Consider the following 14,435-nt stretch of genomic DNA (forward strand, 5'->3'; position numbering starts at 1 on the left):
AAGTCGTTTTAGACGGGACTCTGGCGCCAGTCCGACAACCCCACCGCGGCCCCTAACAAAAGCCAGACCAGGACTGTCCGGATCTCCGGGCATTGGTGCCTTGTTTTGTCAGTCGAATCGGCCCGCCGGGGTAGCGTGCCAGCCACAACGCTGTCACGAGCGGCGCATCTATGTGCGCTCGAGTCGTATTCTAGGGGTATCCCCCTGACGCTGTATCTACCGCGAGGCCATATCGTCACAACGTTAGGGTTTGCGCTGACCTTTACAGAATTTAGTTGTTTTCAGAAAAATTCCCCGCCTATAATTGAATTGTGGTCCGATATGAAACTTATGGTCCGAATACGGAACATCATCGTCGGTACTCACGAGGTAGGCCGCATCGTTCCGAGCTTGAGCTTGAGCCCGCGCTTTCCATTGACCATCAGGCTATTCGAGGGATTCGCAAAATGTCCGAGTTCTCGCAATTCCGCAGGCGACTTTTGGTCGTTGGCGTCGCGTTATCAGCGCACTCCGATACGTAAGTTTCCTGCCCCGAGTTGAAAATTGGCAGTTGAAGGAGACGAAGGTGAATGTAGCAGCGAGATCATTGCGTTTGCAGGTCGAGAAATGGCTTGTGCCGACTCTTTCGACACCGGTTCGGGTGACCCGATTCAGTCGCACGCGCTCGAATCAGAGGTGCTATGTGCGTGTCGAAATACTCCGACCTGCAGGCTCGGTTGGACTCTTTTTTTTCAGGCACGACGACGGCGCATGGTGTGTGTTCCCGCCTGAGACCGGACGCGTGGCGATGCGCTCGGCGCCATGAGCTATCCGGTAGCGGTGACTGTACGACATGCATTCGCGTGGTGGTTCTCGAAGCCAGTATTGACGTGAGTACATGCGCTTCAATCGCGAGCTTTTGAGAGTCAGCCAACCTATTAAGGGCATTACATGAGCACGAAAGACAGAAAATCTCGCGTGAGATTGTCATCTGATATAGGCGGTACTTTTACAGACATCGTAGTGGAGCGTGATGGCGAGCGACTCACAAGCAAGGTGCTGACGACGCCTGGCGAGCCGGAGCGAGCAGTGATCGACGGCACACTTTCCTTGCTCGCGGAGCATGAAATCTCCCCGTCTGACGTCGATCTTTTCATTCACGGAACGACACTCGCGACCAATGCGATTATCGAGCGCAAGGGTGCATTGACCGCTGTTATCGGCACGGAAGGTTTCAGGGACACCCTGGACATCGCCGACGAAGGACGCTTTGATCAATACGACATTTTCATCGACAAACCCGCGGCGCTGATTCCGCGGTCGCGTCGATTCACAGTGATTGAGCGTGTCAACGCGCGCGGCGACGTCGTATTGCCACTTGACGACAAGTCGGTTCACGCATTGGCTCCCGAGCTCAGGCGTATGGGGATCAAGAGCGTCGCGGTTGCGTTGCTGCATTCGTATGCCAACCCGCAGCACGAACAGCGCGTTCGGGAAATCCTTGCAGAACAGTGTCCCGACATTGCCGTCACTCTCTCGTACGAAGTTTGTCCCGAAGTGCGCGAATACGAACGGACCTCGACAGCAGTTGCAAACGCCTATGTGCAGCCGCTGATGGCGGGGTATCTGCAGCGGCTCGGAAAGGAGCTCGTAACACGTGGTTTCGATTGCCCGGTGTACCTGATGACGTCGGGTGGTGGCCTGACGACCCTTGAGACTGCCGCACGTTTCCCGATCCGCCTGGTGGAGAGCGGTCCGGCGGGCGGTGCCATCCTTGCGTCGTACGTTGCGGCCCAATGTGACGAGCACAAGGTCGTCTCGTTCGACATGGGTGGTACCACGGCGAAGATCTGTCTCATCGAAGATCAGAAACCTCAATCGTCCCGCACCTTCGAAGTCGACCGCGCAGCGCGATTCCTGCGTGGTAGTGGACTGCCGTTGCGCATTCCCGTGATCGAAATGATAGAGATCGGTGCAGGGGGGGGGTCCATTGCCCATGTCGACACATTGAAGCGCATTGCGGTCGGGCCCGAGAGCGCAGGCTCCGAGCCGGGGCCCGCCTGTTATGGTCGCGGTGGAGAAGAGCCAACGGTCACGGATTCGAATCTTTGCATCGGTCGAATCGATCCCGATCGTTTTGCTGGCGGCAAGATGAAGCTCTATCCGGACCGCTCGGCAGCCGCCCTGACACGAGCGATCGGGCAGAAGCTCGACCTTTCCGTGCACCACTCGGCCTACGGTGTCCTTGAAATGGTCGATGAAAACATGGCCAATGCTGCACGAGTGCACTCTGTGGAACGCGGCAAAGACATCGCGACACATACGATGATTGCCTTCGGCGGTGCGGCACCCCTGCACGCGGCTCGTCTTGCCGAGAAGCTGGGAATGAGAAGGGTGATCATCCCGGCAAACGCCGGTGTGGGATCTGCGGTCGGGTTTCTCCGGGCGCCGATTGCTTTCGAGGTCGTACGAAGCCGCTACATGACGTTGTCGACATTCGATGCGGGTCAGGCCAATCGACTCATCGACCAGATGCGTCAGGAGGCCAGTGCAGTTGTGCGCGCCGGTGCGGGCGACAGCGAACTTGTGGAAGTATGCGAAGCATTCATGCGCTACAAGGGCCAAGGACACGAGATCGTGGTGCGTGTGCCGGCGCGCGAGTTGACGGCAGGCGATGCGGAGTCGCTTAGAGATGCTTTCGAAAAGGAATATATCGCATTGTTCTCGCGTGCAATTCCACACGCAATTGTCGAAATACTGACTTGGACGTTTTCGGTTAGCACGATAGCGGAAAAGCCCGATATCACGCGAAGGGGACCGGTGACGGCGACAGAGGCAACACCGGTCGGTGAACGAACCCTGTTCGACCCGGACTCGGACAAATCGATCACCGTTCCGGTCTATGCGCGAGAACAGATGGAAGTCGGCAACACGCTTACTGGGCCGGCCATTATCGCTGAATATGAGACGACGACGTTCGTGCCAGCGACCTTTAGCGCGTCCGTCAACGATCGACTCTGCATTGTGCTCGAGAAGAGCGTCTCCCAGGGAGAGTCAAGATGAAATCGGAAGTCAGGCAAGGTGGACTGTACGAGATCCGCCGTCAGATCATGTGGAACAGACTGCTGGCGGTCGTCGAAGAGCAGGCGCAGACGCTGCTGCGAACTGCGTTCAGTACGATTGTGCGCGAGTCAGGAGACCTCTCGGCAGGCGTATTTGATCTTCAAGGACGCATGCTGGCGCAGGCTGTGACGGGTACCCCTGGCCACGTCAACTCAATGGCCGAATCGGTTGGCCACTTCCTCAAGGCGTTCCCCGCAGATAGCATGAAGGCAGGGGACGTATATTGTACGAACGATCCATGGAAGGGAACGGGCCACCTGAATGATCTCGTGGTGGTGACGCCAGCCTTCCACGACGGCACCTTAGTCGCATTGTTCGCGTCGACAAGCCATCTGATGGACATTGGGGGAATCGGGACGGTTCCAGACGGGACAGATGTCTTCATGGAAGGGCTTGCAGTGCCATTCATGAAGCTTTTTGACGCGGGTGTGCTCAACGAGACGTTGATGGCTATTTTCAAAGCCAACACACGTACACCGGTCGACACGGAGGGAGATATCTATTCCCTTGTGAATTGCAATGCAATCGGTGCGCGGCGGCTTTCGGACATGATGCGGGAGTTCAACCTGGACAGCCTTGACGAACTCGGCCGACATATTCTCGAAAGCTCGCGTGCCGCGGTGCTGGCCGCAGTCAAGGAGCTGCCGAAGGGGTCATGGACAAGCTCCATGACGATCGACGGGTACAGCGAGCCTGTTACGTTGACTGCGAGGACGACGATCACGGAATCGGGAATTGCTGTTGACTTTGCCGGCTCCTCGCCAGCATCGGGAAAGGGCATCAACTGCCCGATGTCCTATACCAAAGCTTATGCAATTTTTGGACTGTCTTGCGCGGTTGCGCCGCATATACCTAACAACGCGGGCTCACTATCCTTGTTTGACGTAGTTGCGCCAGAAGGTTCTATTGTTAATGCGCTGAAACCTTCACCCGTAGCGTCACGGCACATTGTTGGCCAGATGCTTCCTGATGTCGTGTTCGGCTGTTTGCACCAGGCGATTCCCGACCGCGTTCCCGCTGAAGGAACATCGTGCATTTACCTTATGACTTTCCGTGGACGCGACGGCGGTAGCAACGGCGCTTTCGCCAGTAGCATTGTGACAAACGGTGGCGTCGGCGCGCGTCCGGGTAAAGACGGGCTAAGTGCGACTGCGTACCCAAGCGGCGTTAAAGGCACGCCGATCGAGATTGTGGAAACCACGACGCCGTTGATGTTCTGGAAGAAAGAGCTGCGACCCGGTTCCGGGGGGGCAGGTCAATGGCGCGGCGGTAACGGCCTCGATATCGAAATCGAGAATATTTCTTCCAGCCCTATAGAACTTCTGGCTGCTTTTGACCGGATAGAACATCCTCCTCGTGGCCGTAACGAAGGTCAGGACGGTGCAAGCGGATACCTTGGCATGCGTGACTCTGACAGGGTGATGGCAGGAAAGGGAACGCAGGTCATCCAGCCCGGCGAGGTTATTCAATTACGCACGCCGGGTGGCGGGGGCATTGGAAACCCGAAGTTGCGGGACAAAACCGCAGAACGGCTCGACGTTGAAAACGATCTCGTGATCCGGTAGTGGCCTTGGTAGACGAGTCGGCGACTCGCTGTCTCTTGCGCAATAGGGGACGGCTGATCGCAATCGCCCACGTAATCCGGAATCACCACTTAGTTAGCAATAGGAGGAAGCGAAAGTGGCTCAGAAAGTCGTAATCATTGGCGGCGGAGTGATTGGCAGTGCAGTGGCCTATTTTCTATTGGCGAATGAACCCGGCCTCTCCGTCACGGTCCTGGAGCGCGATCCGAGCTATGCTCGCTCGTCTTCTGCGCTTTCTGGATCCGGGATTCGCCAGCAGTTTTCGACTGCGGTGGCTGTTCAGATGTCGGGCTTCGGGCTCGAATTTCTTCGGTCCATGCCAGAACTTCTTGATGTGAACGGATCGAAACCGACGGCCAGTCTGCATGAAGGCGGATATCTGTTTCTTGCGGGTCGGCAGGGGGCCGATGTCCTGCGAGAGAACTGCGCAATGCAGAATAGTCTTGGAGCCAACATTGCGTTTCTGGATTGCAAGGGCCTGGTTGAGCGGTTTCCGTGGCTGAACGTGGACGATCTGGAAGCGGGTTCGTACGGGGTCTCAGGTGAAGGCTGGTTCGATAGCTACGGTGTGCTTCAAGCACTAAGGAAAAAGGCCCAGGCGCTAGGTGCCCGCTACTTTCCATTGGAAGTTGTCGCTGTGCGTAGGCAAGCTCGCCGGGCCACCGGAGTCGCGACGTCCTCCGGCGAGGAGTTTGAATGTGACACGTTGGTTAATGCAGCCGGGCCGTGGGCTAGAAACATCGCAGCGATGCTCGATATTGATCTCCCTGTGCACGCGCGCCGTCGGAGCATTTTCAACGTTTCATCCCCTGCTGTCCTAGAACGCGCTCCTCTCCTGATTGACCCTACTGGCGTCTGGTTTCGACCCGAAGGCAACGGTTACCTTTGCGGTATCGCACCCAAGCCAGAGAATGACCATGATGATTTGCCCCTGCACGAAGTAGATCACGCACTTTTCGACGAGATCGTGTGGCCCAAACTCGCAGAACGGGTTCCCCAGTTTGAGGCGCTCAGAGTCGAGAGTTGCTGGTCTGGCTATTACGAGTACAACGTATTTGATCAAAACGCCATCATCGGATACCACCCCGATGTCGAGAATTGCGTTTTTGCAAATGGTTTCAGTGGTCATGGTTTGCAACATGGACCTGCAACGGGACGTGCTGTGAGCGAGCTGATCAGAAATGGTCGCTATACAACGTTGGATGTTTCTTCTCTCGGTTGGTCCAGGGTGTTGGAAAACCAACCGATTGTCGAGAAAAACGTCGTGTGACAAGCATCCGGATATAAGGGGAAGACACGCGCTGACGGCGCGAAACGCCGTCAGCGCGTGTCTGGACGCGTACTTGCGGAGAGCGACGCTGCGATTCAGTCGTGTGCGGCGATGAGAGGACATACATGAAAGTATTGGTGCCGGTGAAGAGAGTGGTCGATTACAACGTGAAAGTCCGGGTGAAATCGGATGGCACGGGCGTCGACATTGCGAATGTAAAGATGTCGATGAATCCGTTCGACGAGATCGCCGTGGAAGAGGCGGTGCGTCTGCGGGAAGCGGGCGTGGCGACCGAAGTGATCGCTGTGTCGGCGGGCGTGACGCAGGCGCAGGAAACGTTGCGCACGGCGCTCGCGATCGGCGCGGACCGCGCGATCCTGATCGAGTCGTCGGAAGAACTGCAGCCGCTGGCTGTCGCCAAGCTGCTCAAGGCGCTGGTCGACAAGGAACAGCCATCGCTGATCATTCTCGGCAAGCAGGCCATCGACGACGATTCGAACCAGACTGGTCAGATGCTGGCTGCCTTGGCGGGGTTGCCGCAGGCGACATTTGCATCGAAGGTTGTCGTGGCGGATGGCAAGGCAACCGTATCGCGCGAAGTGGACGGCGGTGCGGAAACGCTGGCGCTGACGCTGCCGGCTGTGGTCACCACGGATCTGCGCCTGAACGAGCCGCGTTACGTCACGCTGCCGAACATCATGAAGGCGAAGAAGAAGCCGCTGGAGACGCTCAAGCCGGAAGACCTCGGTGTTGACGTGACCCCGCGCCTGAAGACGCTGAAGGTTGTCGAGCCGCCGAAGCGCTCCGCTGGCGTGAAGGTCGCCGATGTGAAGACGCTGGTCGAGAAGCTCAAGACCGAAGCCAAGGTGCTGTGAGGAGACGGACGAAATGACGATTCTGGTAATTGCGGAACACGACAACGCGTCGCTGAAGGCTGCGACGCTGAACACGGTGGCAGCGGCAGCCAAGATTGGCGGCGATGTGCACGTGCTGGTGGCAGGTCACAACGCGCAGGGCGCGGCCGACGCTGCAGCCAAGGTCGCAGGTGTCGCCAAGGTGTTGCTGGCCGATGCGCCGCAACTCGAAGCAGGCCTCGCGGAAAACGTCGAAGCGACGGTGCTGAACATTGCGAAGGACTACTCGCATATCCTCGCGCCGGCTACCGCCTACGGCAAGAACATTGCCCCGCGTATCGCCGCGAAGCTCGATGTCGCACAGATCAGCGATATCACCGCCGTGGATTCCGCCGACACGTTCGAGCGCCCGATCTACGCAGGCAATGCGATCGCAACGGTGCAGTCGAGCGATCCGGTCAAGGTCATCACGGTGCGCTCCACCGGCTTCGACCCGGTAGCAGCAGAAGGCGGCAGCGCAACGGTCGAGAAGATCGAAGCCGCAGCCGACAGCGGCCTGTCGCAGTTCGTGAGCCGTGAAGTCACGAAGCTGGACCGTCCAGAGCTGACGTCGGCGTCGATCATCGTTTCCGGTGGCCGGGGTCTGGGCAGTGGCGAGAACTATACGAAGGTGCTCGAGCCGCTGGCGGACAAGCTGAACGCGGCACTAGGTGCCTCGCGTGCCGCAGTGGACGCGGGCTTTGTGCCGAACGACTATCAGGTGGGCCAGACGGGCAAGATCGTCGCGCCGCAACTGTACGTCGCGGTGGGCATCTCGGGTGCGATCCAGCATCTGGCCGGCATGAAGGACTCGAAGGTCATCGTGGCGATCAACAAGGACCCGGAAGCGCCGATTTTCAGCGTCGCCGACTACGGTCTGGTGGGAGACTTGTTCGACCACGTCCCCGAGCTCGTCAATCAGCTGAATTTGTAAACGGCCCACAGCGATTCGAGTGTGTGCAGCAAAGCGCGAAATCTCAAATGATCAAGTTGAGCTTGGACTGTGAATTTGCACGAAGATTTTGACCTTACCAGCCTCACTGAAAGCCGAACCATGTCTTAAGGAGACACGTCGATCTTCCACGGGCGCATCGTGCGTGAATTCCCAAACTATCTACAAGGAGGTGGTATGAGTGCCGAAAAAGTTGCTATCGTCACAGCTGCGGGTAAAGGCATGGGGGGGGCGATTGCGCAGGAGCTCGCATCCAGCGGTTATCGGGTGGCCCTCATGTCACCGTCGGGCAGCGCGGCGAAACTCGCTGAAGAACTGGGCGGTTTCGGTCTATCTGGCTCGGTTACAGAGGACGCTGACATTGATCGGCTGGTTCGGGAAACGCTTAACAAATACGGACGAATCGATGCGGTTGTTAACAATACTGGTCACCCTCCGAAAGGCGACCTGCTGACTCTTACCGATGACCAGTGGCGCAGCGGTCTTGACATCATCTTGTTGAACGTCATCCGTATGCTGCGGCGCGTTACACCGGTGTTCGAATCACAAGGAGGCGGCGCGGTCGTTAATATTTCCAGCTTTGCCGCTGATTCACCGCTCCAGATCATGCCAGTTTCTTCGACGCTGCGAGCAGGGTTGAGTGCGTTCACGCACCTGTACGCGGAGCGTTACGCGGCGAAGAATATTCGTATCAACTCTGTACTGCCCGGCTACGTTGACAGTTGGGAGGACGCCCCGAAAGAATTTGTTGCTGGCCTGCCGGCAGGGCGACTCGGCACCGTCGAGGAAATCGCCAAGACAGTTGCCTTTCTGCTGTCAGAAGGCGCGGGGTACATCACCGGACAAAATATCCGTGTCGATGGAGCGCTGGTTCGAGCCCTGTAAGATTTCGTGCAGCGTGACATTCAGAAAAAGGTTGGCGCGCCCTGCCAGCCTTCTGTGTAAAAACCGGTTATATAAGGATATTTCAGAATGCCAGACGATAAGCAATACGAAGGAGTATCAGTAGTAAAGCGGGCGAATGTCTTCGGCGAAAAATGCGTTTCGCACACGGTCATCTTTGCAGATGGGACGAGAAAGACGCTCGGTGTATTCCTTCGTGGAAAACTGACGATTCCTTCAGTAGTGGATGAGGAACTCGAGATCCTGGCTGGTCATTGTTCGGTTCGACAAAAGAATCGCGCTGAGTGGACCGAATATCGTGCGGGTGATTTCTTTGAAGTCCCGCGCAACAGCTCGATCGAGGTAAATGTATTTGAAACGGTCGAATATATCTGCAGCTTCCGTGATTGACGGTTGCTCTCTGCTTGAAGGTGGACCGCGGTCGCTGCTTCTGCGCTGATCATCGGCGATCCGTTGTGTTGACACCAGAAAGGATGGACGTTACGACTCAACGTCAATGATAGGGTCTGTAGAGCTGACGGTTCGAGGTCGCTGTCTTACGGCTTCGTTCCACCATACCGCCTAGATACGTTTCCCCAAACCCTAATGTGCAATTGGACGTCGGCCTATCCAGTAGGCGGGCAACGGCCGTTGACGTGGAACGTGCCCGATGACCAGGCACGCCGATTTAAGGCAATGAGTAGAGGAATGTATGCACATAGGAGTGCCAGCCGAGACGCGAGCGCACGAATCACGCGTTGCCGCCACCCCCGAGACGGTCAAGAAATACGTATCGCAGGGCCACCGGGTCACGATCCAGAGCGGCGCCGGAACTGGCGCCAGCTTTCCTGACGAGGCTTTCAGCGCGGTAGGCGCGGAGATCGTCGATGCAGCCACCGCCTTTGGCGCCGATCTCGTCCTCAAGGTCCAATCGCCGACTGAGACCGAGCTGCCGCATCTGAAACGCGGCGCGGTGCTGGTGGGCATGCTCGATCCTTTCAATGCCGACAACGCGGCGAAGCTCGCAACGGCTGGTGTAACGGCCTTTGCGCTGGAAGCCGCGCCGCGCACGACCCGTGCGCAGAGTCTCGACGTGCTGTCGTCGCAAGCCAACATTGCCGGCTACAAGGCCGTGCTGCTCGCCGCCGATCTCTACCCCCGTTTCATGCCGATGCTGATGACCGCCGCAGGCACGGTGAAAGCGGCGCGTGTGCTGATTCTCGGCGCCGGCGTGGCGGGTCTGCAGGCGATCGCGACCGCCAAGCGCCTGGGCGCCGTGATCGAAGCTTCGGACGTGCGTCCGGCGGTGAAAGAGCAGATCGAATCGCTCGGCGCCAAGTTTCTCGACGTGCCGTATGAGACCGACGAGGAGCGCGAGGCCGCACAGGGTGTGGGCGGTTATGCTCGGCCCATGCCGCCGAGCTGGCTCCAACGCCAGGGCGCTCTCGTCCACGAACGCGCCAAACAGGCCGATATCGTCATCACGACCGCGCTGATCCCCGGCCGTCCTGCACCGACGCTGATCTCGGTCGAAACCGTGCAGGCCATGAAACCCGGTTCCGTGCTGATCGATCTGGCGGCTGGCCGTGGCCCCGAGTACGAAGGCCAGCGCGGCGGCAACTGTCCGCTCACCGTAGCGGACAAGATCGTGACCAGAAACGGCGTGCAGATCGTCGGCTTCACGAACCTGGCCTCGATGGTGGCCGCCGACGCCTCCTCGCTCTACGCACGCAACCTGCTCGACTTCCTGAAGCTGATCATCAACAAGGAAGGCGCACTCAACATCGATCTCGCGGACGACATCGTCGCGGCCACGCTGCTGGCCCGTGACGGCGAAGTCACGCGCAAGGCATAACTGGAGCCCGCGATGGAAGTCATCAACCATACGGTCATCAACCTGATCATCTTCATCCTGGCGATCTACGTGGGCTACCACGTGGTCTGGAACGTCACCCCGGCACTGCATACGCCGCTGATGGCCGTGACCAACGCGATTTCCGCGATCGTCATTGTGGGCGCGATGCTTGCGGCCGGCCTGACGGTGGGCGGCACAGGCAAGTTCTTCGGGACCCTGGCGGTCGGGCTGGCAGCAGTCAACGTGTTCGGCGGCTTCCTCGTCACCAGGCGAATGCTGGAGATGTTCAAGAAGAAAGAGCCGAAGAAGCTTCCCGCAGCGGCAAAGGAGAAGGCGCAATGAGTCTGAACGTCGTCACGCTGCTTTATCTGGTTGCTTCGGTCTGCTTCATTCAGGCGCTCAAAGGGCTCTCGAATCCGAAGACCGCGCGCATCGGCAATACGTTCGGTATGGCCGGGATGGCGATCGCGATCCTCACCACCATCGCGTTGATCCTCAAGCAGGCGGCCGGACTCGGCTCGAATCTCGGGCTGGGCCTCGGACTGCTGTTCGCGGCGCTGGTGGTAGGCGGCGCGATCGGAGCGTTCGTCGCCGCGCGCGTCGAGATGACCAAGATGCCCGAACTGGTCGCCGCCATGCACTCGCTGATCGGTCTCGCGGCCGTGTGCATTGCCTATGCGGTCGTCTCGGAGCCGTCGGCGTTCGGCCTCGTCGATCCGGACAATCCGATCCCGGGGTTTCTGCCGTACGGCAACCGGATTGAGCTCTTTATCGGCACCTTCGTCGGGGCGATTACGTTCTCCGGTTCGGTGATAGCGTTCGGCAAGCTCTCGGGCAAGTACAAGTTCCGCCTGTTTCAGGGCGCGCCGGTGGTGTATCCGGGTCAGCATCTGATCAACCTGATGCTGGCGATCGGCATGATCGGCTTCGGCGTGATCTTCTTTCTGACGCAAGCGTGGCTGCCGTTCATCATCATGACGCTGATCGCGTTCGCGCTGGGCGTGCTGATCATCATCCCGATCGGCGGCGCGGATATGCCGGTGGTCGTGTCGATGCTCAACTCGTATTCGGGCTGGGCGGCGGCGGGTATCGGGTTCTCGCTGAATAACCCGATGCTGATCATCGCAGGCTCGCTGGTGGGGTCGTCCGGTGCGATCCTGTCGTACATCATGTGTCACGCGATGAACCGCTCATTCTTCAATGTGCTGCTGGGCGGTTTCGGCGCGGAGGCGGGCGCGGCGGCTGCGGGCGGGGCCCAGGAACAGCGGCCGGTCAAATCGGGTTCGGCCGAGGATGCGTCATTCATGCTGGGCAACGCTGAAACCGTGGTGATCGTGCCGGGGTATGGTCTGGCCGTGGCCCGCGCACAGCATGCGCTGAAAGAACTCACGGACAAGCTGACCGAAAAGGGCATTGATGTGCGGTACGCGATCCACCCGGTGGCAGGCCGCATGCCGGGACACATGAACGTGCTGCTCGCTGAAGCCGAAGTCTCCTACGACATGGTCTACGAGATGGATGACATCAACAGCGAGTTCGGCCAGGTGGACGTGGTGCTGGTGCTCGGCGCGAACGACGTGGTAAATCCGGCGGCCAAGAACGATCCGAAGTCGCCGATTGCAGGCATGCCGATCATCGAGGCGTACAAGGCGCGCACGGTGATCGTCAACAAGCGTTCGATGGCGGCCGGCTACGCGGGGCTCGACAACGATCTCTTCTACATGGACAAGACCATGATGGTCTTCGGCGATGCGAAGAAGGTGATCGAGGATATGGTGAAGAGTGCTGCTTAAAAGGAGTCCGGCTATGAATGAGAAGTCAATGACAATGCCGGTAAAGAATCTTGGTGAAAGCCGAGCGGGGTTAGGGGCAGATGAGCAACTGAGCGGAGAAGGGGATGTAGCTATGCCGGCTACCAAGGAATATTGTTCGACGTGGGCATGGGTCAATACAACGGGATGGTATGACTGGATGGACTGGCATCACCCGTATCTGCTAACTGAATGACCACTATCTTCGCATCTGTTTTGCGGTTTTACCGCTGCTGATTTCGAGTCCTGTTAGCGATTTCGACGGCGTGCTTCAGCGTTATCGCTCGCGATCCCGATCGACCGGGTGGCCTACCGGCCATTGAGTCGCGATGAGATTGTCGGGACCGAGATGATCTGTCAGTTGCTGTACGGTCTCGTGATGGTCCTCATCACGCAGTACCGCTCGGACGGCACATGTTTTGGTATCCATAATAAAGTTAGTCAAACGTGCAGGGTTTGATGGATCAGCTCGCCCACCGGTGTGCCCAATCTACCTGTTTAAACACAGCTGTGAACCGCGTTACAGACAACGGTTGGTTCTCCATCGCGACCCTGCTTTAAAGGGACTCGCGTCGAAACGCCGGCGTCGCTTCTGCTCGGGCTAAAGCAGATCCGCGACGTCGGTGCTGGGTTCAAGTTGAGAAATTTGTCTGTTAGAACAGGTGATAAATGCCGATTCGGACCACCGATTGGTGGTTGTTAGTTGATGCATCGCCAACTGCACCGTCGAGGATATCAGCCACGCCGGCGCCGCCAACTGCCTTCTGCCATACGGCCATCGCGTAGAGAGATGTGCTTTTCGAAAGTGCGTAAGACGTCGCAAGCCCGACTGATTGATAGATTGGAACCTGTCCGCTGTAGTTGACCTTGCCGTGGGTGTACGTATAGGCGCCACCAACAGAAAACGCCGGGCTGATCGCGTAGCGTACAAACGCTTCGTAATTGTCGAAGCGCACTGAGCTCGTCGTGCCGTTCGCATCTTTAAAATTCGTATCGCTGAAATCCAGGCCGAGCGTTGTGTTACCGATCAGATAGGACACCCCAGCGCCCACGATTTGTTGACTGGCCGGCTGTCCGACGTAGCTGAAGGGGCCGGTCGCACCGATCCCCGCCCCCGTTGTATTCGGCACGTAGTCACCGTCCGTGAGGAGGGCGCCTGGATCCTTGATGTATTCGTAAGCGCCGCCAAAATTAAATTGACCGAAAGAGTAGCTCGCTCCAAGGCCCCAGAGTCCGGTCGTGCTCCGCCCGACGGCATTGGTGTTTGAGAACGAATACATCCCGCCAAACGTTACGCCAGCGATCTTCGGGCTAGCATATTTGATTGCGTTGTCTACACGGAACGAGTTGTCCGTATTGTCGATATCGCCCGAATGGACGAACGGGCCGCCAAATTGGCCACCTGCTGTCATAGGCTGGAGGAAATCGACAACGGGATCGTACTGGCGCCCGAACGTAAGCGTGCCGTATTTGTCGTCTGACAATCCGACGTAAGCCTGCCGTCCGAATTCCAGTCCCCCCTGTCGCATCTGGCCATTTTCGACGCTGAAACCTGCCTCCAGCTTGAAAATGGCGCTGAGCCCTCCGCCGAGGTCTTCGCTCCCCTTCAGTCCCCATCGGCTGCCGTACACGCCATCGTATGTGCCGTCTCGCATGCGCCAAAGAGAATGCCCTCCGCTGTTGGTTACGTAGTCGAGACCTTCGTCGAGTGCGCCATAGAGAGTTACTGTGGACTGTGCCTGCGCACTGAGTGTGAAGAATGCGCACGAGAGCGCAATTGCAGAGATCTTTAAGTTGACTGAAGAATTACTCACAGCGGTCTCCTATTCCATGGTTGGTTTTCACTCAAACGACGATTTAATTTGTATAACTAATCAAAACTCTGACTGGACAGTGACTTCAATGCCCCGTGTCGGCATCTGTTCGTCAAGCCCGGTGCCTCCTGTCCATGTCGTCGATTCTGCATATCAATAGACCTCACCGGGTAACCAATTGTGAGGAGCGGCTTGCAATGCGGGAAACTCCGGACATTTTGCAAATCCTTCGCACGTCAATCCATGAACGGGAACCGTGACTTGAGCATTTAG

The 14,435-nt window shown here is 58.0% G+C and carries 12 protein-coding genes; 11 read left to right on the forward strand and 1 reads right to left on the reverse strand.

Features of this window, described 5'->3' with window-relative positions; all coding sequences use genetic code 11:
* Positions 1-930 precede the first annotated feature (930 nt).
* From P3T42_RS32310 to P3T42_RS32360, 11 genes are all read left to right on the forward strand, one after another.
* The gene (locus tag P3T42_RS32310; protein WP_074267512.1) at positions 931-3,042 is read left to right on the forward strand and encodes a hydantoinase/oxoprolinase family protein; all 2,112 of its coding nucleotides are present in this window, start codon (positions 931-933) and stop codon (positions 3,040-3,042) included.
* Positions 3,039-4,667 (forward strand): hydantoinase B/oxoprolinase family protein, encoded by a 1,629-nt coding sequence (locus tag P3T42_RS32315; protein WP_074267513.1) that lies wholly within the window; start codon positions 3,039-3,041, stop codon positions 4,665-4,667. Before P3T42_RS32310 ends, P3T42_RS32315 begins: the two co-directional genes overlap by 4 nt.
* 115 nt (positions 4,668-4,782) lie before the next feature.
* Positions 4,783-5,955 carry an NAD(P)/FAD-dependent oxidoreductase gene (locus P3T42_RS32320; protein ID WP_074267514.1) on the forward strand — a complete coding sequence of 391 codons (1,173 nt, stop codon included), beginning with the start codon at positions 4,783-4,785 and terminating at the stop codon, positions 5,953-5,955.
* Positions 5,956-6,080: 125 nt separating this feature from the next.
* Entirely contained in the window at positions 6,081-6,830 is a 750-nt protein-coding gene (locus P3T42_RS32325) for an electron transfer flavoprotein subunit beta/FixA family protein (RefSeq protein WP_074267515.1), read from the forward strand.
* A 13-nt stretch (positions 6,831-6,843) separates the two neighbouring features.
* Positions 6,844-7,782: an electron transfer flavoprotein subunit alpha/FixB family protein gene (locus P3T42_RS32330; protein ID WP_074267516.1), complete on the forward strand. Its 939-nt coding sequence runs from the start codon at positions 6,844-6,846 to the stop codon at positions 7,780-7,782.
* Between the two features lie 195 nt (positions 7,783-7,977).
* Entirely contained in the window at positions 7,978-8,685 is a 708-nt protein-coding gene (locus tag P3T42_RS32335) for an SDR family oxidoreductase (protein WP_074267517.1), read from the forward strand.
* Positions 8,686-8,772: 87 nt separating this feature from the next.
* Positions 8,773-9,093, forward strand: a complete 321-nt coding sequence (locus P3T42_RS32340; protein WP_074267518.1) for a pyrimidine/purine nucleoside phosphorylase — start codon at positions 8,773-8,775, stop codon at positions 9,091-9,093.
* Positions 9,094-9,394: 301 nt separating this feature from the next.
* Positions 9,395-10,537, forward strand: coding sequence for a Re/Si-specific NAD(P)(+) transhydrogenase subunit alpha (locus P3T42_RS32345; RefSeq protein ID WP_074267519.1), 1,143 nt, complete (start codon positions 9,395-9,397; stop codon positions 10,535-10,537).
* 12 nt (positions 10,538-10,549) lie between these two features.
* A complete protein-coding gene (locus tag P3T42_RS32350; RefSeq protein ID WP_074262435.1) occupies positions 10,550-10,879 on the forward strand; it encodes an NAD(P) transhydrogenase subunit alpha in 330 nt (109 codons plus the stop codon).
* Positions 10,876-12,330: an NAD(P)(+) transhydrogenase (Re/Si-specific) subunit beta gene (locus P3T42_RS32355; protein ID WP_074267520.1), complete on the forward strand. Its 1,455-nt coding sequence runs from the start codon at positions 10,876-10,878 to the stop codon at positions 12,328-12,330. Before P3T42_RS32350 ends, P3T42_RS32355 begins: the two co-directional genes overlap by 4 nt.
* A 13-nt stretch (positions 12,331-12,343) precedes the next feature.
* On the forward strand, positions 12,344-12,544 hold the full coding sequence (locus tag P3T42_RS32360) for a hypothetical protein (protein ID WP_143787663.1): 201 nt from the start codon (positions 12,344-12,346) through the stop codon (positions 12,542-12,544).
* A 457-nt stretch (positions 12,545-13,001) separates the two neighbouring features.
* On the opposite strand, the gene P3T42_RS32365 is transcribed toward P3T42_RS32360, so the two are convergent.
* Complete coding sequence (locus P3T42_RS32365) at positions 13,002-14,162, reverse strand: porin (protein WP_083611622.1); 1,161 nt, start codon at positions 14,160-14,162, stop codon at positions 13,002-13,004.
* Positions 14,163-14,435 lie beyond the last annotated feature (273 nt).

Source organism: Paraburkholderia sp. GAS38 (assembly GCF_050434965.1).
Taxonomy (GTDB): Bacteria; Pseudomonadota; Gammaproteobacteria; order Burkholderiales; family Burkholderiaceae; genus Paraburkholderia; species Paraburkholderia phenazinium_A.

Bases quoted from the DNA above. Each gene is read 5' to 3' on its own strand.
- P3T42_RS32325 (WP_074267515.1), top strand. From the start codon at position 6,081: ATGAAAGTATTGGTGCCGGTGAAGAGAGTGGTCGATTACAACGTGAAA.
- P3T42_RS32330 (WP_074267516.1), top strand. From the start codon at position 6,844: ATGACGATTCTGGTAATTGCGGAACACGACAACGCGTCGCTGAAGGCT.
- P3T42_RS32315 (WP_074267513.1), top strand. From the start codon at position 3,039: ATGAAATCGGAAGTCAGGCAAGGTGGACTGTACGAGATCCGCCGTCAG.
- P3T42_RS32340 (WP_074267518.1), top strand. From the start codon at position 8,773: ATGCCAGACGATAAGCAATACGAAGGAGTATCAGTAGTAAAGCGGGCG.
- P3T42_RS32360 (WP_143787663.1), top strand. From the start codon at position 12,344: ATGAATGAGAAGTCAATGACAATGCCGGTAAAGAATCTTGGTGAAAGC.
- P3T42_RS32345 (WP_074267519.1), top strand. From the start codon at position 9,395: ATGCACATAGGAGTGCCAGCCGAGACGCGAGCGCACGAATCACGCGTT.
- P3T42_RS32355 (WP_074267520.1), top strand. From the start codon at position 10,876: ATGAGTCTGAACGTCGTCACGCTGCTTTATCTGGTTGCTTCGGTCTGC.
- P3T42_RS32310 (WP_074267512.1), top strand. From the start codon at position 931: ATGAGCACGAAAGACAGAAAATCTCGCGTGAGATTGTCATCTGATATA.
- P3T42_RS32350 (WP_074262435.1), top strand. From the start codon at position 10,550: ATGGAAGTCATCAACCATACGGTCATCAACCTGATCATCTTCATCCTG.
- P3T42_RS32335 (WP_074267517.1), top strand. From the start codon at position 7,978: ATGAGTGCCGAAAAAGTTGCTATCGTCACAGCTGCGGGTAAAGGCATG.